This window comes from Gallibacterium anatis DSM 16844 = F 149, assembly GCF_000379785.1.
Taxonomy (GTDB): Bacteria; Pseudomonadota; Gammaproteobacteria; order Enterobacterales; family Pasteurellaceae; genus Gallibacterium; species Gallibacterium anatis.
On sequence record NZ_KB903669.1, the window covers coordinates 36,165 to 57,383 of the forward strand.

General features: G+C 38.9%; 20 protein-coding genes. 14 read left to right on the forward strand and 6 right to left on the reverse strand.

From position 1 onward, the window contains the following. Position 1: 1 nt before the first annotated feature. The 4 genes from dsbC to mtnN are packed head-to-tail and all read left to right on the forward strand — an operon-like array spanning position 2 to position 3,828. Positions 2-685, forward strand: coding sequence for a bifunctional protein-disulfide isomerase/oxidoreductase DsbC (gene dsbC, locus A3EO_RS0101095; protein ID WP_018345624.1), 684 nt, complete (start codon positions 2-4; stop codon positions 683-685). A 51-nt stretch (positions 686-736) separates the two neighbouring features. Next, complete coding sequence (recJ, locus tag A3EO_RS0101100) at positions 737-2,467, forward strand: single-stranded-DNA-specific exonuclease RecJ (RefSeq protein ID WP_018345625.1); 1,731 nt, start codon at positions 737-739, stop codon at positions 2,465-2,467. Positions 2,468-2,470: 3 nt separating this feature from the next. Further along, positions 2,471-3,139 (forward strand): thioredoxin domain-containing protein, encoded by a 669-nt coding sequence (locus A3EO_RS0101105; RefSeq protein ID WP_018345626.1) that lies wholly within the window; start codon positions 2,471-2,473, stop codon positions 3,137-3,139. Next, positions 3,136-3,828 carry a 5'-methylthioadenosine/S-adenosylhomocysteine nucleosidase gene (mtnN, locus tag A3EO_RS0101110; protein WP_018345627.1) on the forward strand — a complete coding sequence of 231 codons (693 nt, stop codon included), beginning with the start codon at positions 3,136-3,138 and terminating at the stop codon, positions 3,826-3,828. Before A3EO_RS0101105 ends, mtnN begins: the two co-directional genes overlap by 4 nt. A gap of 158 nt (positions 3,829-3,986) precedes the next feature. Here mtnN and copM read toward each other — a convergent pair whose 3' ends face one another. Continuing rightward, positions 3,987-4,328 (reverse strand): CopM family metallochaperone, encoded by a 342-nt coding sequence (copM, locus tag A3EO_RS0101115; protein WP_018345628.1) that lies wholly within the window; start codon positions 4,326-4,328, stop codon positions 3,987-3,989. Positions 4,329-4,404: 76 nt separating this feature from the next. Continuing rightward, complete coding sequence (locus A3EO_RS0101120) at positions 4,405-5,094, reverse strand: YggS family pyridoxal phosphate-dependent enzyme (RefSeq protein ID WP_018345629.1); 690 nt, start codon at positions 5,092-5,094, stop codon at positions 4,405-4,407. A gap of 305 nt (positions 5,095-5,399) precedes the next feature. Between A3EO_RS0101120 and thrA the strand changes: the two genes are divergently transcribed. The 6 genes from thrA to A3EO_RS0101150 are packed head-to-tail and all read left to right on the forward strand — an operon-like array spanning position 5,400 to position 12,583. After that, complete coding sequence (gene thrA, locus A3EO_RS0101125) at positions 5,400-7,847, forward strand: bifunctional aspartate kinase/homoserine dehydrogenase I (protein ID WP_018345630.1); 2,448 nt, start codon at positions 5,400-5,402, stop codon at positions 7,845-7,847. 15 nt (positions 7,848-7,862) lie between these two features. Next, positions 7,863-8,807 (forward strand): homoserine kinase, encoded by a 945-nt coding sequence (gene thrB, locus A3EO_RS0101130; protein ID WP_013746671.1) that lies wholly within the window; start codon positions 7,863-7,865, stop codon positions 8,805-8,807. An 18-nt stretch (positions 8,808-8,825) separates the two neighbouring features. Further along, positions 8,826-10,103, forward strand: a complete 1,278-nt coding sequence (gene thrC, locus A3EO_RS0101135; protein ID WP_018345631.1) for a threonine synthase — start codon at positions 8,826-8,828, stop codon at positions 10,101-10,103. Between the two features lie 13 nt (positions 10,104-10,116). After that, positions 10,117-10,893, forward strand: a complete 777-nt coding sequence (locus A3EO_RS0101140; RefSeq protein ID WP_018345632.1) for a DNA methyltransferase — start codon at positions 10,117-10,119, stop codon at positions 10,891-10,893. After that, positions 10,890-11,579, forward strand: a complete 690-nt coding sequence (locus A3EO_RS0101145) for a type II restriction endonuclease NlaIII (protein WP_013746674.1) — start codon at positions 10,890-10,892, stop codon at positions 11,577-11,579. Before A3EO_RS0101140 ends, A3EO_RS0101145 begins: the two co-directional genes overlap by 4 nt. 8 nt (positions 11,580-11,587) lie before the next feature. Then, positions 11,588-12,583, forward strand: coding sequence for a DNA adenine methylase (locus A3EO_RS0101150; RefSeq protein ID WP_018345633.1), 996 nt, complete (start codon positions 11,588-11,590; stop codon positions 12,581-12,583). Positions 12,584-12,653: 70 nt separating this feature from the next. Here the strand turns inward: A3EO_RS0101150 and A3EO_RS0101155 are convergent, their stop codons facing one another. Genes A3EO_RS0101155 through galT form a run of 3 tightly spaced genes read right to left on the reverse strand, consistent with a single transcriptional unit; the run spans position 12,654 to position 15,884 of the window. Further along, entirely contained in the window at positions 12,654-13,679 is a 1,026-nt protein-coding gene (locus A3EO_RS0101155; RefSeq protein WP_018345634.1) for a galactose-1-epimerase, read from the reverse strand. Next, entirely contained in the window at positions 13,673-14,827 is a 1,155-nt protein-coding gene (gene galK, locus A3EO_RS0101160; RefSeq protein ID WP_018345635.1) for a galactokinase, read from the reverse strand. The genes A3EO_RS0101155 and galK overlap by 7 nt, the downstream gene beginning before the upstream one ends. 13 nt (positions 14,828-14,840) lie before the next feature. Next, positions 14,841-15,884 carry a galactose-1-phosphate uridylyltransferase gene (gene galT, locus A3EO_RS0101165; protein WP_018345636.1) on the reverse strand — a complete coding sequence of 348 codons (1,044 nt, stop codon included), beginning with the start codon at positions 15,882-15,884 and terminating at the stop codon, positions 14,841-14,843. 175 nt (positions 15,885-16,059) lie between these two features. Here galT and A3EO_RS0101170 point away from each other — a divergent pair, with 175 nt between their 5' ends. The 4 genes from A3EO_RS0101170 to mglC all read left to right on the forward strand — a co-directional run bounded on the left by A3EO_RS0101170 (position 16,060) and on the right by mglC (position 20,874). After that, positions 16,060-17,064, forward strand: a complete 1,005-nt coding sequence (locus A3EO_RS0101170) for a substrate-binding domain-containing protein (RefSeq protein WP_018345637.1) — start codon at positions 16,060-16,062, stop codon at positions 17,062-17,064. Positions 17,065-17,270: 206 nt separating this feature from the next. Then, positions 17,271-18,263, forward strand: a complete 993-nt coding sequence (mglB, locus tag A3EO_RS0101175; RefSeq protein ID WP_013746681.1) for a galactose/glucose ABC transporter substrate-binding protein MglB — start codon at positions 17,271-17,273, stop codon at positions 18,261-18,263. Positions 18,264-18,322: 59 nt separating this feature from the next. Next, positions 18,323-19,843 (forward strand): galactose/methyl galactoside ABC transporter ATP-binding protein MglA, encoded by a 1,521-nt coding sequence (gene mglA, locus A3EO_RS0101180; protein ID WP_018345638.1) that lies wholly within the window; start codon positions 18,323-18,325, stop codon positions 19,841-19,843. Between the two features lie 20 nt (positions 19,844-19,863). Beyond that, positions 19,864-20,874, forward strand: coding sequence for a galactose/methyl galactoside ABC transporter permease MglC (gene mglC, locus A3EO_RS0101185; RefSeq protein WP_013746683.1), 1,011 nt, complete (start codon positions 19,864-19,866; stop codon positions 20,872-20,874). Between the two features lie 135 nt (positions 20,875-21,009). On the opposite strand, the gene A3EO_RS0101190 is transcribed toward mglC, so the two are convergent. Next, positions 21,010-21,219, reverse strand: a 210-nt coding sequence (locus A3EO_RS0101190; RefSeq protein ID WP_018345639.1) for an IS3 family transposase, incomplete at its 5' end; no start/stop codon positions are given.

Here is a 21,219-nt window from a genome sequence, read left to right on the forward strand (position 1 = left end):
TATGAAAAAACAGCTATTAGCATTGTTGGCACTTTCTATGGCGACTACAGCTTTCGCCGATAACGCCAAAATTATTGCGCAATTAAAGAAATTAGGCGTTGAAAAAGTGGAGGTTCAAGATTCACCATTAAACGGCTTGAAAGCGGCAGTTACCGATCAAGGCATTTTATATGTTTCTGAAGATGGCAAATATGTATTGCAAGGCAATTTGTATCAATTAACGGATGACGGTGCAATTAATTTTTCCAATAAATTATTGGCAGCACAAGTAGAAAATTTAAAAAATGAGATGATTGTTTATCCGGCAAAAAAAGAAAAATATGTGGTTACGGTATTTATGGATATTACCTGCCATTATTGCCATATTCTGCACGAACAGTTGAAACAATATAATGATTTGGGTATTACCGTACGTTATTTAGCTTTTCCAAGAGGCGGATTATCCAGCCAAGCGGCACAACAAATGGAAAGTATTTGGACCGATAAAGATCCGGCATATGCGTTGAATAAAGCTGAAAAAGGTCATTTGCCGACCAAAATGAAAACGCCGAATATCGTCAGCAAACATTACCAATTAGGTTTACAATATGGTGTGCGCGGCACACCGAGTATCATTTTGCCTAGTGGTGAATTGTTGGGAGGTTATGTGCCTCCGCAAGAGTTGTTAAAAATTTTACAAGAGTAATACTTGAATGCTTAAAAGCAGAATTGTAGTAGATAGAGCAGTAAAAATAGTATGAACGATCAGGCTGTAAAAATTATTCAACGGAGAGAAGTTGCAAACGGAGTTCAAGTGAACGCTGATCCGTTATTGGATCGCATTTATCGCAGTCGAGGCATAGCATCTGAAGCGGAACTAAATTATGCCTTGAAATATATGTTGCCGCCCTCTTTATTGACGCATTTGGAGCAAGCAACTGAATTATTGATTGAAGCCTATCATCAACAAAAGCGGATTGTGATTGTCGGTGATTTTGATGCGGATGGTGCAACCAGTATTGCAGTTGCGGTATTCGCTTTACGTCAGTTAGGGTTTCAATCAGTTGATTTTTTAGTGCCGGATCGTTTTGAACAAGGTTATGGCTTGAGTGTTTCTGTGGCGCAAGATGCGTTGGACAAACAGGCGCAGTTGGTGATTACTGTTGATAACGGCGTTTCCTCACTAGAGGGAGTTGATTATTTAAAACAGCATCAGGTGCAAGTGATTGTTACCGATCACCATTTGCCAGGTGAAAAATTACCAAATGCCGATGTTATTGTGAATCCTAATTTAGCGCATTGCGGTTTTCCATCCAAATATCTCGCTGGAGTGGGGGTGACTTTCTATTTAATGGTGGCGTTACGCGCTGCCTTTCGCCAACAAGGGCTTTTTGCCGATAAAAAAGAGCCTAACTTTGCGGAATTATTGGATTTTGTTGCATTGGGAACCGTGGCGGATGTAGTGCCGTTGGATCACAATAACCGCATTTTGGTTTCGCAAGGCTTGGCAAGAATTCGTGCGCAGCATTGCCATTGTGGCATTCGAGCTTTAATTGAAGTCGCTAATCTGGATATTACACAGATTGTTTCCAGCCATTTAGGCTTTTCTATTGCTCCTCGATTAAATGCCGCCGGCAGAATTGATAATATGTCGATTGGTGTGGAGTTACTTTTAGCAGAAACAATGGAACAGGCGCGAGCGTTAGCGCTGGAATTGGATACACTTAATAAAACACGTAAAGAGATCGAAACCGGTATGAAGCAGGAAGCCTTGCACTATCTGCGTGAATTAAAACCGGTTTATCAGGAAAATACCTTTGCGATTGCGCTTTATCGGCCGGATTGGCACCAAGGTGTATTAGGTATTTTGGCGGCAAGAATGAAAGATCAATTTCATCGCCCGACAGCAATTTTTACCCAGGAAGATGAGGGCATTTTGCGTGGTTCTGCACGATCAATAGAAGGTTTGCATATTCGTGATCTGCTCGATCATATCCATAGCCAACACCCTGAAATCATTATTAAATTCGGTGGTCACGCAATGGCTGCCGGTTTGAGTATTCATCAGCAATATTTCCCGGAATTTCAACGCCTGTTCAATCAATATGCGAAATCTTGGTTGGATGAAAAATCGCTGCAAGGTGTTATTTATACTGACGGTGAACTGGGTTCTCAACAAATGAATGTTTCTACGGCAGAAATGTTGCAGTTTGCAGGGCCTTGGGGGCAGCATTTCCCTGAACCCCAATTTGATGGAGAGTTTCGGATTTTACAGCAACGACTGGTCGGCGAAAAACATCTAAAAATGTTGTTGGAGCCGATACAGGGCGGCGGTTTGTTTGATGCCATTCAGTTTAATGTCGATACCAGACGATTCCCTGATTTATCGATTAAAACAGCGCGAATGGTTTATCATCTCTCGATCAACGAATATCGAGGCAATAGACAAGTACAATTATTAGTCAATTATATAGAGGCATTGGAATAAGCAATGAACAGTATTAAGTTGGCAATGCAAATTTTTTATTTTTTGCTTTTTGCGTTATCGGTGACAGCGAGTTACGCAGAACAGTTGCCGATTTTCAAAGACGGTAAGGACTATTTTTCCTATAAGCAACCGATACAAGAAGAACCGGCAGCAGACAATAAGATCAAAATTAAATTTTTCTTTTCCTATGAGTGTCGTATTTGTTTAATGGCGGCGGATAATTTGAGTTTATATAAACGAATGAATCCGGATAAAGTTGATATTGAATGGATTCCGGCGGCGACACCGGGAGGTTATTTTTCGGCAGCGGTTTATTACTCTCTAGAGAGTATGGGACATCCGGATCTTGCCGATCTATTTATTTTTGATACGGCGGAACAAAAGTTTAATCGAAATAATCGCCATCGAGGGAAATTCTTACAAGAGTGGTTAACACGTAAACAAATTAATTTTGAGACTTTTTTAGAGGTGTTTAATTCGGAATTAGTTGCCACTAAAGTGAATCAATCTATTAATTCGACATCAAAATATGGGGTATTTACCTTGCCGTTTGTTTCAGTTAATGGGCGTTATGTTTTAACTGGTAGTACACTCTATAATGATGATTACACGATGGCGGTTTTGGATTCATTAACAGCAAAAATTGTACAAGAACAACGAGGAAAAAAATGAAAATAGGTATTGTCGGTGCAATGGCACAAGAGGTCGAAATATTACAGAATTTAATGAAAAATAAACGGATAAATAGATTAGCGACTTGTACAATTTATGAGGGCGAAATCGGTCGTCATCAGGTGGCGTTACTGCAATCAGGAATTGGTAAAACCGCAGCAGCAATGGGAACAACCGCATTGATTTTAACTTGCCAACCGGATTGTATTATTAATACCGGCTCGGCAGGTGGTTTAAATCCACAATTAAATATCGGCGATATTATTATTTCTGATAAAGTGTGCTATCACGATGCTGATGTCACCGCTTTTGGTTATGCGAAAGGGCAGTTACCGGCGTGTCCGGAAAAATTTACTGCAGATGAGAAATTGATTGAAATAGTGAATACAGTGGTAACCGAGCAGGCGCAAAATGCTGTGATTGGTTTAGTCTGTTCCGGAGATCAATTTATTAATGGTGCCAATATGATTGCTCGAATTCGTCAGGATTTCCCTGAAGTTGCGGCGGTGGAAATGGAAGCGGCAGCGATAGCTCACACTTGTTACGCGTTTAATGTACCGTTTGTTGTTATTCGTGCCATTTCCGATGTGGCAGATAAAGAATCACATATCTCTTTTGATGAGTTTTTACCGATAGCAGTCAAACAATCCTCCAAGATCGTGTTGGCAGTGTTGGAAAAGTTAGCGTAAATTACTAAAAGCAAAATAGAACAAAAAAGAATCCGTATCCAAAAAGTTAGTTTTCTAACTAATTAAGATGCGGACTCTTTTAGGCATAGTGGACAAGAGTGTTGGTAATAATTACAAAAATAATTAAGACCAACACTTTTTCTATTATTGGGAGCTTTCTATTTCTCGCCGTGTTTTTCCAACCATTGTTGCATAAATTTAATTTCTGCTTGTTGGGCTTTAATAATATTTTCAGCGAGTTGTCTTAGTTCCGGATCTTTACCATATTTTAATTCGACTTCCGCCATTGCTACCGCGCCTTGATGGTGGGGTAACATTCCGGCGGCAAAAGCAACATCCGGATCTTGATGGGAAATGCCTTTCATCATTGAATCGTGCATTGCGCCCATAGATTGCATATAAGCTTCGTTTGCTGCGGACATATGCTGGGAATGCATCATTCCGGCAGAGGCAGAAGAGGCAAATACGAAAATGGCAGCTGCTGACAGTAGTTTTTTCATTGTTACTCCTTTGTTTTCAATCAAAAATCAAAACGCCGGTCAGCATAATCCTTTCCCTAAGGGGAATCAAAATACCTTAAACGGAGTAATTTCGTTTACCAAAAATAGCAGTGCCAATGCGCACCATCGTAGAACCACAAGCAATTGCTGTTTGCATATCGTCCGTCATTCCCATTGATAAGGTGTCAATTTTTTGTTGAGGGAAACGTTGTTGCAGCTGTTGTAACAGCGCTTTCATCTGATTAAAAACGGCAGTTTGTTGGTTAATATCTTCTGTCGGTGTCGGGATTGCCATTAGTCCACGCAGTTGCAATTTTGGTAAGTTAATGATTTGCTGTGCCAGTTCTTCCATTTGTTGCGGAGTGATGCCGGATTTTGAATTTTCATCACTGATATTAATTTGGATCAACACTTGCAACGGTTGGAGGTGATCAGGGCGTTGTTGGCTTAGACGTTCGGCAATTTTTACGCGATCAATTGTTTGTACCCAATCGAAATGCTCCGCCACGATCCGTGTTTTATTGGATTGTAACGGACCGATCAGATGCCAAGTAATGTCGTTAAGATTTTGTTGTTGCGCCAGCTGAATTTTTTTCACACCTTCCTGTACATAATTTTCACCGAATTGACGTTGTCCGGCGTGATAAGCTTTGAGAATGTCGGCGAAAGGTTTAGTTTTGCTGACAGCCAAAAGTGTTACCTCTTGAGTGGGATGACAATCCGCAATCTGTTGGCGAATATGTGCTAAATTTTGTGCAATCTCCATTTTTATCTCCTAAATGCTTAAAACGGTTTTTATTATAGAAAAATTTCTCATTATTCTCATAATTTTATTTGACAAGTGGAATGAATTTAGGTACTTATTATCACCATTGAAATTTAAAAGCGTTATAAAGATTCCTATGACAATGACTGTTATTACGATGACCCGCATTATGATGACCATTATTATTAGTGGGGCGGGTTAGCACTCAAAAAACAGGATTGTTAAACCCGCATCTTAAAAAATGCGGGTTTTTTTATGGGTAATGTTTTAGATAATTTTCAAAATACAATAAAGAGGACAACATCATGCGAGTATTAAAATTTGGCGGAACATCATTGGCAAATCCGGAACGTTTTTCTCAAGCGGGTGAGCTTATTCTGCAAGCACATTTAAAAGATCAGGCAGCTGCCGTGCTTTCTGCGCCGGCAAAAATCACTAACTATTTGGTGGCGCTGGTGGATAAGACAAATAAAGGCGAGGATAAGCAACAGGATGTCAAAGAAGCCAAGCAGATTTTTGAGAATATCTTGAGTGGCTTGAAACAAAAAAATGCGAAATTTGATGATGAAAAATTAAGAAAAGTTGTCCAACAGGAATTTGACCAAATCGAATCTACCCTTTCTCAATTCTCTCCTCAATCTCAATGTCCGGATAATATTAATGCTTCTATCATTTCTCGTGGTGAAAAACTGTCAATTGCGATGATGGCAGCTTGGTTTGAAGCGCAAGGTTACCAAGTACACGTTATTGATCCGGTAAAACAACTGTTAGCACAAGGGGAATATCTGGAGTCTTCTGTGGATATTGAGGAATCCACTAAACGCATTAATGCTCCGTCAATTCCAAAACAGAGTGTGGTGTTAATGGCAGGGTTTACCGCCGGTAATGATAAAGGCGAATTAATGGTGTTAGGGCGCAACGGTTCGGATTATTCCGCCGCGGTTTTAGCCGCTTGTTTACACGCAGATTGTTGTGAAATCTGGACTGATGTGGATGGTGTTTACACTTGTGATCCGCGTTTAGTGCCAGATGCGAGATTGTTGGAAACAATGTCTTATCAGGAGGCGATGGAGCTTTCCTATTTTGGTGCGAAAGTTATTCATCCACGTACCATTGCGCCGATTGCTCAATTTAATATTCCTTGTTTGATTAAAAATACTGGTAATCCAAGTGCAGCAGGCACATTGATTGATGGCAATGTGCATTCTGAAACCTTGCAGGTGAAAGGTATTACCAATTTGAATGACGTGGTAATGTTTAATGTTTCCGGACCAGGAATGCAAGGAATGGTTGGTATGGCAGCACGTGTTTTTGACACAATGTCAAGAGCTGGCATTTCTGTTATTTTAATTACCCAGTCTTCATCAGAATATAGTATTAGTTTTTGTGTACCACAAAAATCTGCTACTAAAGCGAAGAGTGCCTTAAAACGTGCTTTTGCTAATGAATTGTCTTCTGGTGCTTTAGATGAAATTGAAATTTTGGATAATTTGGCAATTATCTCTGTTGTTGGGGACGGAATGCGTAAAAGTCGTGGTATAGCCGCAAAATTCTTTACTGCATTAGCACAGGCGAATGTCAACATCGTTGCGATTGCTCAAGGGTCGTCTGAACGTTCTATTTCAACTGTAGTGCCGCAATCAAAAGCGATTGAAGGTGTGAAAGCAACGCATCGGGCATTGTTCAACAGCCGACAGTCATTGCGTATTTTTTTGGTCGGAACCGGCGGGGTAGGCGGTGAATTATTGGATCAAATCGCTCATCAGCAACAGTTTTTAGCGGAAAAAAATATTGCCATTCGTGTTTGCGGCATAGCCAATTCAAAACGTCTTTTATTGAATGTTGATGGTTTGGATTTAACTGATTGGCGTGAAAAATTGGCAAATTCAAATGAACATTTCTCTTTACACCGTTTTATTGATGCGGTGGAAGATCAGCACGTGCTTAATCCTATTTTTGTAGACTGCACCTCCAATCAAGAGATTGCCGACAGCTATTTAACTTTCTTGAATTCCGGTTTCCACGTGGTTACGCCTAACAAAAAAGCAAATACCTCAAGTTTGGCGTATTATCACAAATTGCGTGATGCAGCCTTGGTTAATCAGCGTCTTTTCCTTTATGACACCAATGTCGGTGCCGGTTTGCCGGTGATTGAAAATTTGCAAAACTTATTAGCGGCAGGTGATGAAGTTGAACTGTTTGATGGTATTTTATCCGGTTCGCTTTCCTTTATTTTCGGTGAATTGGAGCAAGGAAAATCATTATCTGAAGTAACACGTTTAGCGAAAGAAAAAGGGTTTACTGAACCAGATCCTCGTGATGATCTTTCCGGTCAGGATGTAGCGCGTAAATTATTGATTTTAGCGCGTGAAACCGGCTTGGAATTGGAACTCAAAGATATTGAAGTGGAAGGGGTGTTGCCGAAAGGCTTTGCTGAAGGTAAATCAACCGCTGAATTTATGACAATGTTGCCTGAATTGGATGAAGAGTTTGCAAAACGCGTGCAAGCGGCACAGGCAACAGGCAAAGTGTTGCGTTATGTCGGTGAAATCAATCACGGTAAGTGCAAAGTGGCGATCAAAGCGGTAGATCCAGAAGATCCACTCTATAAAGTGAAAAATGGAGAAAATGCATTAGCATTTTATACTCGTTATTATTCACCAATTCCTTTATTATTACGGGGTTATGGTGCAGGAAATAATGTGACTGCCGCCGGAATTTTTGCAGATATTTTGCGGACTTTACGCCGTTAATAAAGAGGATTGATTATGTTACGAATTTATGCGCCGGCTTCAAGTGCCAATATCAGTGTCGGATTTGATACTTTAGGGGCAGCAATTTCACCGATTGATGGTTCATTGTTGGGTGATATTATTCAAATTGAGGAGTGTGCCAATCAATTTGAATTTGAAAGTGTCGGTTATTTTGTGCGTAAATTGCCGAAAGAGCCACAAAAAAATATTGTCTATCAGGCTTATGTGCTGTTTAGTGAGCGTTTGAAATTGCGTAATCAGCCATTAAAACCGTTGCGTTTAACCTTAGAAAAGAATATGCCGATAGGTTCAGGATTAGGTTCAAGTGCCTGTTCAATTGTGGCGGCATTGGTCGCGTTAAATCAATTCCATCAAGAACCGTTTTCTGATATGGAATTGTTGGAGATGATGGGGGAATTGGAGGGCAGAATTTCCGGTTCAATCCATTACGATAACGTTGCGCCTTGTTTTATGGGTGGTGTGCAGTTTATGGTGCAGTCGCTCGGTTCAATTTGTCAACGTTTGCCGTTTTTCGATCATTGGTATTGGGTGTTGGCTTACCCGGGAATTGAAGTTTCCACTGCAGAGGCGCGAGCAATTTTGCCTAAGAGTTATACCCGTCAGGACGTTATTGCTCACGGCAGACATTTGGGTGGATTTGTGCACGCTTGCCACACACATCAAGAAAATTTAGCCGCTATTATGATGAAAGACGTTATTGCCGAGCCTTATCGTCAGCAATTATTACCGAACTTTGCTGAAGTGAAACAGGCGGCGCAAGATCTTGGCGCATTGGCTACCGGCATTTCAGGTTCCGGCCCGACAATGTTCTCCATTGCCCCGGATTTAACCACAGCGAATAAAGTGGCGGATTATTTAGAAAAACACTATTTACAAAATAATGAAGGTTTTGTGCATATTTGTCAGGTCGACAATCAGGGTGCAAGACAACTTGGTTAAAGCATAAAAGGAAAAAGAATGAATTTATACAACATCAAACATCCGGAAGAGAAAGTCAATTTTTCACAGGCAGTACGTCAAGGGCTAGGGAAAGATCAAGGTCTGTTCTTTCCGGAAACCTTACCACATTTTGATAATGTTGAAGCGTTGTTGGCATTGCCTTTGGTAGAACGCAGCCAACGCATTTTATCCGCTATTATCGGTGATGAAATTAGTGCTGAGCAGTTAGCAAATATGGTGGCGAAAGCGTTTACCTTTCCGGCACCGCTGGCTAAAGTTGAAGATCATATTTATGCATTGGAGTTGTTTCACGGCCCGACCTTGGCATTTAAGGATTTTGGCGGACGCTTTATGGCTCAAGCATTAGCGACTGTTCGCAAAGATGGCAAAATCACTATTTTAACGGCAACTTCAGGTGATACCGGCGCTGCAGTGGCACACGCATTTTATGGATTGGAAAATATTGATGTCGTCATTCTCTATCCGAAAGGCAAAATCAGCGTGTTGCAAGAAAAATTATTCTGCACTTTGGGTGGAAATATTCGTACTATCGCCATTGAAGGGGATTTTGACGCTTGCCAAGCATTGGTTAAACAGGCTTTTGATGATCAGGCATTGCGTGAAGCGATTGGCTTAAATTCTGCCAATTCAATCAATATCAGCCGTTTATTGGCTCAAATTTGTTACTATTTTGAAGCCGTTGCCCAATTGCCGAAAGCGCAACGCCAAAATGTAGTGGTTTCTGTGCCGAGCGGTAATTTCGGTAATTTAACTGCCGGATTAATTGCCAAAGCGATCGGCTTACCGATAAAACGTTTTATTGCCGCAACCAATGCTAATGACACTGTACCGCGTTATTTGCGTTCTCATCAGTGGCAACCGAATGCCACCGTGGCAACTTTATCCAATGCAATGGATGTGAGTCGTCCGAATAACTGGCCGCGTGTTGAAGAGTTATTCCGCCGTGAAAACTGGTCCTTAAATGACTTGCATTCTGATAGTGTAACCGATGCTGAAACCGAGCAGACATTGAAGGATATGTTTGCAAAAGGTTATCTCTGCGAACCGCACGGTGCTATCGCTTATCGAGTGCTGAAACAGGATTTACAACCGGAAGAAACCGGTATTTTCCTTTGTACTGCGCATCCGGCAAAATTTAAAGAGAGTGTCGAACGTATTTTAGAGACTGAAGTGGCATTACCGGAAGCATTGGCTAAACATAACGCCTTACCGTTATTATCAATCACAATGCCGGCAGATTTTGATAAGTTGAAAGCGTTTTTGTTGGATAAATGATTTATATAACAATATGCAAGAAGATTGGAAAAATTCAGATCTGAATGTAGATAGTTTATGGATTATAGATAAGAGGGATAAAAAAGGTAAACATAAAAATGTTTACCATGGTAATTTTATTCCTCAAATTCCATATCAATTGATAAAACGTTATACGGAAGAAGGTGATACTGTTTTAGATTTGTTTATGGGAAGTGGAACGACTCTATATGAGTGTGAAAATTTAAATAGAAATTTTATTGGATTTGATATTAATCAATCTATTATAGATTATGTTTTTAGCCAAATGAGTAGTGCCACTCCTATAAAATATTTTATCAATAACTGTGATGTTACGAATACAGATAGTTTTAATCAATCTATATTAGTTAATTTGTTATCATTGAATAAAAATAAGGTGGATTTTTTTATTGCTCATCCACCCTATATGGATATTATAAAATTTACTAATAGAAGCGAGGATTTGTCCAATATAAATAGTGTAAGAGTTTTTATAGGAAAGTTTATTCAGGCAATTACTAATGCTTTTAATTTTTTAGAAGAAAATAAGTATTTTGCGGTTGTTATAGGAGATGTTTATAAAAATAGTGAAGTTATCCCATTAGGTTTTTATCTGATGTATGCAATCAAAAAATATTTAAAGGTGAAGTTAAAAGGCATTGTGGTTAAAAATATTGAAGGAAATAGAGGAAAGTTAGGTAAACAAGATATATGGAAATATAGAGCATTGAGAAGTGATTATTTTTTATTTAAACATGAGTATATAATGGTATTTAAAAAATTAAAATGAGTAAGAAAACGAAAAAAGAGTTATTCCTTGAGTTGGCAAAACCGGATGAGCAAGGTGTGAGCCGATGGGTATCAGTAGATGAATTTAATGGTAAATATAGCGAACTTCAATTAGGGAATGGTTTTAGTTGGGGTAGAAGAAGTTCAAGTTTAGCTAGAGAGTATATTATTGAAACTGATAAAACAATTACCTCTGGTAATGGAGTTGATGCAATTAGATTAAATGGATTTAATAAGGAAGCATCGTTTAATCAAGCAATTAATGTAAAAATTAAGAATTATTATAAAGATCAATGCTGTGTTATGCTGGGAGTAAAAGGTTTTTCGGAAAATACTAGAATAGAAATTGATCATAAAGATGGCAGAAAAAATGATCTAAGAGTATCAGATATAAACTCTCAGCATATTGATGATTTTCAACCTTTATGCAAAGCAGCAAATGATGTAAAAAGACAAATATGTAAACGTTGTAAGGAAACTAATATTCGATGGAGTGCTAAAAATATTAAAGGTAATCCTTTTGATTTTTATGAAGGAGATGAGCATTATACTGAAGAGCTAGGCTGTAAGGGATGTTATCAATATGACCCTGTGCAATATAGAAAAATAATGATTAGAAAAGTAAGTGAATTGGCAGCTGGACAAGCTATTGATTCTGTATTTAAAACATTATATCCGGATGATTAAGAAGTTATATGAATTATATTGGTTCTAAAAATAAGTTGTCTAATTTTATTTTTGATAGTATTTCTTCAATAGTGGGAGGTAACCTTAATAATAAAATTTTTTGTGATATATTTGCTGGAACAGGTATAGTTGGAAGAAAATTTAAACCAGTTGTGAAGCAAGTTATCAGTAATGATATAGAATTATACAGTTATATTTTAAATAAAAATTATATTGAGAATCATACTCCTATTGAATACTTGAATTTGTTAGAAGAATTAAATGATTTAGATGGAGTTTCAGGATTCATTTTTGAAGAGTACTCTGAAAATGGAAAGTCTAATAGGCTTTATTTTTCAGAAAAAAATGGTAAAAAGATAGATGCTGTAAGACAAAAGATAGAAATCTGGAGAGATAAGGGTTATATTTCTAAGGAACAGTATTATTTTTTATTATGTTCATTACTCGAAAGTGCAGATAAAATAGCTAATACAGCTTCAGTTTATGGAGCATTTTTAAAAAAATTAAAACGTTCTGCACAAAAAGAAATAATAATAGAGCCTGCCTATTTCGATATCAATTCAAATTCTCATAGAGTTTATAATGAAGATGCTAATTTATTAATTAAGAGAGTTGAGGGAGATATTCTATATTTAGATCCTCCATATAACTCAAGGCAATATGGTGCAAATTATCATTTGCTTAATACAATTTCTGAATATAAAGAGTTTTCTCCAAAAGGGAAAACAGGGTTAAGAGATTATGTAAAGTCTAAATATTGTAGTAAAGTCGATGTTCAAAAAGAGTTTGAGTCATTATTAAGATCAGCAAATTTTAAATATATTTTCCTGAGTTATAATAATGAAGGATTAATGAGTTTGGAGACGATCAAGAATATAATGAGTAGATATGGGAAATATGATTGTTTTTCAAAAAATTATCAGCGTTTTAAAGCAGATAATTCCGATAATAGAATTTATAGTGCGAATACAACAGTAGAATATTTACATTTATGTGAAAAATAGTTGAATAATTTTTCACTAATCATTAATAGAATAAAAGGTGGCCATTTTTTATTGACCACCTTTTTTTGTGCTAAATAAATTGATAAACAATTTGTTGATGATAAGGTTGGTGAGCCTTTTGAATGCCACCATATTGATACCATTCCGGATGATTTGGGGTGTCCGGCAATGCTTCAGGTTCTAATGCAATAGCTTGATAATTTTGATACGTGCCGCTGTAGCTTGGATTGCCGGCAAGGAAATTACTGCTATAAACCTGAATAGCATTTTGTGTGGTGGAGAGCAGTAATGTTAAATCACCCGAAGAGGAAGTCAATTTGGCGGCCGGTCTTAGTTGACCGTTTTTACCTTGCAATAGGAACGCGTGATCATAACCACCGACCGCTTGCTGATCGGCATCTTTTAGAAAGTCGGTAACGATGATTTTTGCTGTTCTGAAATCAAAATGTGTTGCCTCAACTGCAGTCAATGGACGATTTGGAATACCCTCTGCGTTGACCGGCAAATAGTAATCGGCAAACAGTTGTAATTGATGTTGACGAGCATCAGTAACGTCTTCATCAAGATTAAAATAACTGTGATTGGTTAAATTTAAGGCAGTGTCTTGATCACATTTTGCTGAGAAATCAATAAGTAAGGCATTATCGTCAGTCAAGCGATATTGTAGTGAAACCTGTAAATTACCACTAAAACCTTGATCACCATCCGCTGAAAAGAGGGAAAAAACGGCTGTTTGTGCGCCGATATGTTCAATTTTCCAACGGCGTTTGTCAAAGCCGACACCACCGTGCAAGGTGTGTTTATTATCTTGATTTTTTACGATCTTTTGTGTTTTTGCCGCTAAACGGAATTGACCTTGATTGATTCGATTAGCAAAACGACCGATAGTCGCCCCTAAGAATGCTTGATTTTCTGCCAATTTAGAGAGAGGACAGCTACAAACTGTTTCACGAAGTTTGCCTTTGACCGGTACTAAAATGGATAAAATGGTCGCACCCCAGTCAGTTAATTGCACTTGCATCCCGTTTTTGTTGGTGAGTGTCACCAACTGATAGGGCAAGTTATCTGCGGCGATAATTTTTGTTGCAGTTAGCATAAATGAACCCCTTGAGAAGCGGTACAAACATAGAAATCTTCTTTTAAGCCGGTCTGTTTTTGATAGTTTTCAGCGATGAGTCGGCGTACTGATTCCACTTTCTCGTGTTGTGCGATAGCAACAATACAGCCACCAAAACCGCCACCCGTCATTCTTGCACCACCGCTATTGCCGATAGCCAATTGGGCTAATTCCACCAAATAATCAATTTCCGGTACGGTAATTTCAAAATCATCACGCATAGATTGGTGCGACTGAGCCATTAATTCACCTAAATATTTGATATTATTCTGTTTTAAAGCTTCAACTGCTTCTAATACACGAGCATTTTCGGTCACGATATGTTTAGCGCGTTTATAAGCTAGCGGATCTTGTTGTTCCAACTCTTTTCCGTAAGCATTAAAATGCGCCACATTCACATCGCGCAATGCCTTGACCCCGAAAAATTTAGCTGCGGTTTCACATTGTTGCCGGCGCGTATTGTATTCGCCATCAACCAGATCGTGTTTGACGTGAGAATTAATGATCATAATCGCTAAATTATCCGGAATCGGCGTTGGAATGGTGTCTAAACTACGGCAATCAATCATCAGTGCGTGATGTTGTTGCCCTAAGGCAGAAATGAGCTGATCCATATTGCCGCATTGACAACCAACAAAAATATTTTCTGCCTTTTGTCCAATTAAGGCGAGCTGTGTATTTGTAAGTGCTAGATTTCCTAATTGTTGGCAGAATTTGCCGGTCGCCACTTCCAGTGCGGCGGAAGAACTTAATCCGGATGAGAGCGGAACATCACCACTAATCACAACATCTGCGCCTTGTGTAAAATCAGGGCAAGCTTGCTGAATAAAATGGACAACGCCGCGAACATAATTGCACCATTTCCGATCACTCGGTCTAATTTCCTGCAGCAATGAAAATTGATCCTGTTCATCTAAATCAGCGGCATAAACATTAAACAGGTGATCATTTCGTGGTCTACCACAAATCGAAGTGCCGTAATTAATTGCGCAGGGCATAACAAAACCATCATTGTAGTCGGTATGTTCACCGATTAAATTAACCCGACCGGGCGCATAAACTTGCAATGTCGGTTGATCGGTAAAGCGTTCAATAAATACTTTTTTAGCAATTTCAATAGGTTGCATAACATCCTCTCAATCAAATTTGGCTGTAATGGGTGGTGGATAACGCGGCTAGTCGAGCGGCTGCCTGTTCTGCGGTTAAATCACGTTGTGATTCAGCTAGCATTTCATAACCGACCATAAATTTACGCACTGTTGCTGAACGCAATAGTGGCGGGTAAAAATGGGCGTGTAATTGCCAATGATGCTGATCTTGATCAGTGAATGGCGCACCGTGAAAGCCCATTGAATAAGGGAAAGAGGTCATAAAAAGATTGTCATATTTTGTGGTTAATTGCTTCAAAGCAGTGGATAAATCACGGCTTTGTGAGTCGTTTAATTCCGTCATTCGCGCTACGTGAGCTTTAGGCAAGAGCAGAGTTTCAAACGGCCAAACTGCCCAAAACGGTACAACGGCAAGCCAATGTTCAGTTTCTACCACAATACGCTCTTTCCGTTCCAACTCTTGTTGGGCATAATCGACCAACAACACAGAATGATGTTGCTGAAAATATTGACGTTGCATTTGATCTTCGCGTGCAATTTCATTCGGTAAAAAACTGTTTGCCCAAATTTGACCGTGCGGATGAGGATTGGAACACCCCATTGCTGCCCCTTTGTTTTCAAAAATCTGTACCCACGGATAGGTTTGCCCTAACTCTTTAAGCTGTTGTTGCCACACTTGAATGACCTGAAAAATTTCTTGCTCAGTCAACAACGGCAAGGTTTTGCTGTGATCCGGTGAGAAACAAACCACACGGCTTTCACCGGTTGCTTGGCTAGATTGAAATAACGGATTGGTGCTTGTTGGCGGTGCCGGCGTTTCATTCAATAGTGCTGAAAAATCATTTTTGAAGACAAAAGGTTGGGTATATTGCGGATTTTGTTCCCCTGTAATGCGTTTGTTTCCCGGACAAAGATAACAGTTTGGATCGTAACTGGGTTTTTGTTCATCTGCTGCTTTTTCCTGTTGACCTTGCCAAGGGCGTTTTGCTCGATGTGGTGAAACCAGCACATATTCGCCTTTCAATGGATTATAACGGCGGTGTGGATGTTCTGTAGGATCAAAAATCTCGCTCATAAAGTATTCCTTGCTATTAAATGTAAACGGTTACAATTTAATACTTAAGATACCAATTATTTTCGCAATAAACTGTTATCCAGATCACAAAAAGAACATATTTTTAGTACGATGTATCTATTTAGCGTTATTATTTACGAAAATAATGTAACAAAGATTGGTATAGGATAAAAATATGGTAACGATTCGCGATGTAGCTAAAGTAGCTGGGGTTTCAGTTGCAACGGTTTCTCGTGTACTCAATGATCACCCAAGTATTAGCGAAAAGGCAAAAAATAAAGTATTACAAGCAGTTGCAGAATTAAACTATCAACCGAACGCGAATGCTCAGGCATTGGCTTCTCACGCTGTAGATACTATCGGCGTTGTTGTAACAGATGTAACGGATCCGTTTTTTGCGATTTTAGTGAAGTCGGTAGATCAAGTGGCGGAATGTTATCAGAAAAATATTTTGATTGGTATGGGCTATCATAATGCGGATAAAGAGCGCAAAGCGATTGATAACCTGTTACGCAAGCGCTGTACTTGTCTGGTGGTACACGCAAAAGCCTTATCGGATGAGGAGTTGACTTCATATTTAACGGCGGTTAAAGGAATGGTGATTATTAACCGGATTGTGCCGGGATTTGAGAATCGTTGCATAGGGTTAGACAATGTCAAAGGCACGGAAATTGCTACTGAAACCTTAATTCGTAGCGGTCATCGTTGTATCGGTTATATCGGTTCTAATCATCCGATACACGATGAAACGGATCGATTACAAGGTTACTTAAATACATTGCAAAAATATAAAATCCCTATCCGAGAATTAGCAATTACGAAAAGCTCACCGAATTTTGAAGGCGGTGAAGAGGCAATGATTAATTTATTGAGTTATAACAGTGACTTAACAGCAGTTGTTGCCTATAACGACTCAATGGCAGCAGGTGCAATGTCGGTATTGAGTGAAAACGGTATTATTGTGCCTAAAGATTTTTCTTTAATCGGTTTTGACGATATGCCGATCGCCAATCATTTAATCCCTAAATTAACCACTATCCGTTATCCTATTGATTTAATGGCAAATTATGCAGCTAAATTAGCATTAAGCCTAGCTAATAATGATATTGATCTGCCGGAACCGATTCAATTTAATCCGACTTTGGTAAGGCGTTTTTCTGTTGAAAGACGGATAAAATAAAAAAAATTGTAATTGAGTTACATTTTTGTGAAACCGATCACATCAAATATTTAAAAAAATCTGTATGCTATTCACAGTTATATTTCTGCAATAGCGGTATGGAAAGATAACCAACAGTTGATAACAATAGTTTCGACTGTATAAATAAAGAGCGATTTGCTCTTAAGATTATGAATTTCCAGTAAATTTAATAGGAGATGTGTATTATGAAGAAAATTGTACTCAGTGCGATTGCATTATCATTAGGCTTAGGATTAAGCACTATGGCGCAGGCAAAAGATGTTCGTATCGGTGTAACCATTTACAAATATGACGACAACTTTATGTCTTTGATGCGCAAAGAAATCAATAAAGATGCTGAAAAAGTGGAAGGCATTAAATTATTGATGAATGACTCACAAAATGCACAATCTATTCAAAACGACCAAATTGATGTTTTACTTTCTAAAGGCGTAAAAGCATTGGCGATTAACTTGGTTGACCCATCTGCAGCGCCAACAGTGATTAATAAAGCGAAAGGTTTGAACGTACCGATTGTTTTCTTCAATAAAGATCCAGGTCAAAAAGCAATTGACAGCTATGATGCAGCTTACTATGTCGGTACTGATCCGAAAGAATCAGGCATTATTCAAGGTGATTTGATTGCGAAACAGTGGAAAGCACATCCGGAATGGGATTTGAATAAAGACGGTAAAATCCAATTTGCTTTATTAAAAGGTGAACCAGGGCACCCTGATGCAGAAGCACGTACCAAATATGTTGTTGAAGAGTTAAACGCAAAAGGTATTCCAACCGAACAGCTCTTCTTGGATACCGGTATGTGGGATGCAGCAATGGCGAAAGATAAAACCGATGCTTGGTTATCCAGCTCAAAAGCTAACGATATTGAAGTGATCATCTCCAACAATGATGGTATGGCGATGGGCGCATTGGAAGCAACCAAAGCACACGGTAAAAAATTACCGATTTATGGTGTGGATGCATTGCCTGAAGTGCTTCAACTCATCAAGAAAGGTGAAATTGCCGGTACTGTCTTGAACGATGGTGTTGGTCAAGCTCAAGCAGTTGTTGATTTATCCAGCAACTTAGCGAAAGGCAAAGAAGCGACAGATGGCACACAATGGAAATTAGAAAAACGCGTTGTTCGTATTCCTTATGTCGGTGTCGATCAAGAAAATTTAAGTGATTTCTTAAAATAAGAATCTGATTACCAGATCTTGGGGGAGCAATCCCCCACTTTCCTGCTTTGGGGTTGAATATGGTAGTACAAGCCGAAACAAATAGCAGTCAAGTGCTGCTAGAAATGAAAAATGTCAGCAAGTCATTTCCGGGTGTGAAAGCACTTGACCACGCCAATTTAACAGTTCACGCACATTCCGTTCACGCATTAATGGGCGAGAATGGCGCGGGAAAATCCACATTATTAAAGTGCCTATTTGGAATTTACGCGAAAGATGAAGGCGAAATTCTGTATTTAGGCAAAGACGTTAATTTCCGTACCTCAAAAGAAGCCCTTGAAAATGGGATTTCGATGGTACACCAAGAATTGAATCTCGTTCGTCAAAGAAGTGTAATGGATAACCTCTGGTTGGGGCGTTATCCGTTGAATGGTTTTTTAGTGGATCACGGGAAAATGTATCGTGATACAAAAGCGATTTTTGATGAATTGGATATTGATATTGATCCGAAAGAGAAAGTTGCCAATTTATCTGTTTCACAGATGCAAATGATTGAAATTGCAAAAGCTTTCTCCTATAACGCCAAAATCGTTATTATGGATGAACCGACCTCATCATTGTCTGAAAAAGAGGTGGAGCATCTGTTCAAAATTATTGCCAAACTAAAAGATCGTGGTTGCGGCATTATCTATATTTCTCACAAAATGGATGAAATTTTTAAGATTTGTGATGAAGTGACCATTTTACGTGATGGAAAATGGGTCAATACCGTCAAAATTAAAGATACTAATATGGATCAATTAGTAACGATGATGGTTGGTCGCGAATTAACCCAGCGTTTCCCTGAAAAACGCAATGTGCCGAAAGAAACCATTCTTACTGTTGAACACCTAACGGCAAAAAATCAACCGTCTATCCAAGATATCAGTTTTGAACTTCGTAAAGGTGAAATTTTAGGTATTGCCGGTTTGGTGGGCGCAAAACGAACTGATATTGTTGAAACTATTTTTGGTATTCGTGAAAGAGCGCGCGGAACGATCAAACTGCACGGCAAAGAGATGCGCAATAAAAGTGCATTGGAGGCGATTAATAACGGTTTTGCCTTAATCACAGAAGAACGCCGTTCAACAGGGATTTATGCTAATTTAAGTATCGAATTTAACTCATTGATTTCAAATATGAAAGCGTATCTAGGCAAATTTGGCTTGTTGAGTACAGCAAGAATGAAAAGCGATACACAATGGGTAATTGACTCAATGAATGTAAAAACGCCATCTCATCGTACTAATATTGGTTCATTATCTGGTGGTAACCAACAAAAAGTAATTATTGGGCGTTGGTTATTAACTCAACCAGAAATTTTAATGATGGATGAACCTACACGTGGTATTGACGTTGGGGCGAAATTTGAAATTTACCAATTAATGATGCAGTTAGCTGAAAAAGACAAAGGAATCATCATGATTTCTTCTGAAATGCCTGAACTGTTAGGGGTAACAGACAGAATCTTAGTAATGAGTAATGGTCGTGTTGCAGGTATTGTCGAAACCGCAAAAACTTCACAAGAAGAAATTTTGCAACTTGCTGCAAAATATTTATAAGTTGATAAAAGGATTGAATTATGGCTGGTATTCAACAAAAAAAATCACTAGATTTTATGAAACAAAATGCAATTTATTTTGTTCTTTTAATCTTGTTAGGGGTGATCGTTTCTCAAGATGATACCTTTTTAAGTTTACTAAACTTCAGTAATATTCTAACTCAATCATCTGTTAGACTTATCATTGCATTAGGTATGGCAGGTATCTTGATTACACAAGGTACGGACTTATCCGCCGGTCGTCAGGTCGGTTTGGCAGCGGTGGTTTCCGCCACAATGTTACAAGCGTTGGATAATACCAATCGCGTGTTCCCTGATCTTGCTGAAATGCCAATTCCTGTTGTGATTTTAATCGTTTGTGCTATCGGTGCAGTTATCGGAATGATTAACGGCTTAATCGTCGCCTATCTGAATGTAACACCGTTTATTGCGACTTTAGGAACGATGATTATCGTCTATGGTGCAAACTCACTTTACTATGATGCGGTTGGCTCTTCTCCGATCGCCGGTTTCAGCAAATCTTTCTCTGAATTTACCCAAGGTTTCTTCCAACTTGGCGATTTCAGACTCTCCTACATCACCATTTATGCTGCAATCGCTGCATTTTTTGTCTGGGTCGTGTGGAATAAAACACGCTTTGGTAAAAATATGTTTGCGATCGGCGGTAATCCGGAAGCGGCGCGCGTGTCCGGTGTAAACGTTGCGCGTAACTTAATCTTCGTTTATGTGCTTGCCGGTGCATTTTACGGTTTTGCCGGAATGTTGGAAGGTGGTCGTATCGGTAGTGCGACTAATAACCTCGGCTTTATGTATGAATTGGATGCTATCGCCGCTTGCGTGGTTGGTGGTGTATCTTTTGCCGGTGGGGTCGGTACAGTTATCGGCGTAATTACTGGTGTAATCATCTTCACTGTTATCAACTATGGTTTAACCTACATCGGCGTAAACCCATATTGGCAATATATTATCAAAGGTACCATCATTATCCTTGCGGTAGCGATCGACTCTTTGAAATATGCGAAGAAAAAATAGCATTCCTTCTAAATGATAATGAAACCGCATCAACGAGGTGCGGTTTTTTGGGGGCGGCAGTTAGATCTGTTTATATATAAAAAAGCCCCATATTTGTATATGGGGCAAGTGATCTGACCCCGAAAAGTTAGACTGTTATTTTAAGGACTGAATTCTGTATTGAACAGGGCTCAGTCCATTTAATTTTAATTGTATTCTTTCCTCATTGTAATAACGAACATATTCTTTGATAACAGATTCAAGTTCTTCAATGTTTTCGAAAGTTTTGCCATAAAAACATTCCACTTTCATCCGCCCAAAGAAACTCTCCATCGCGGCATTATCTAAACAATTGCCTTTCCTTGA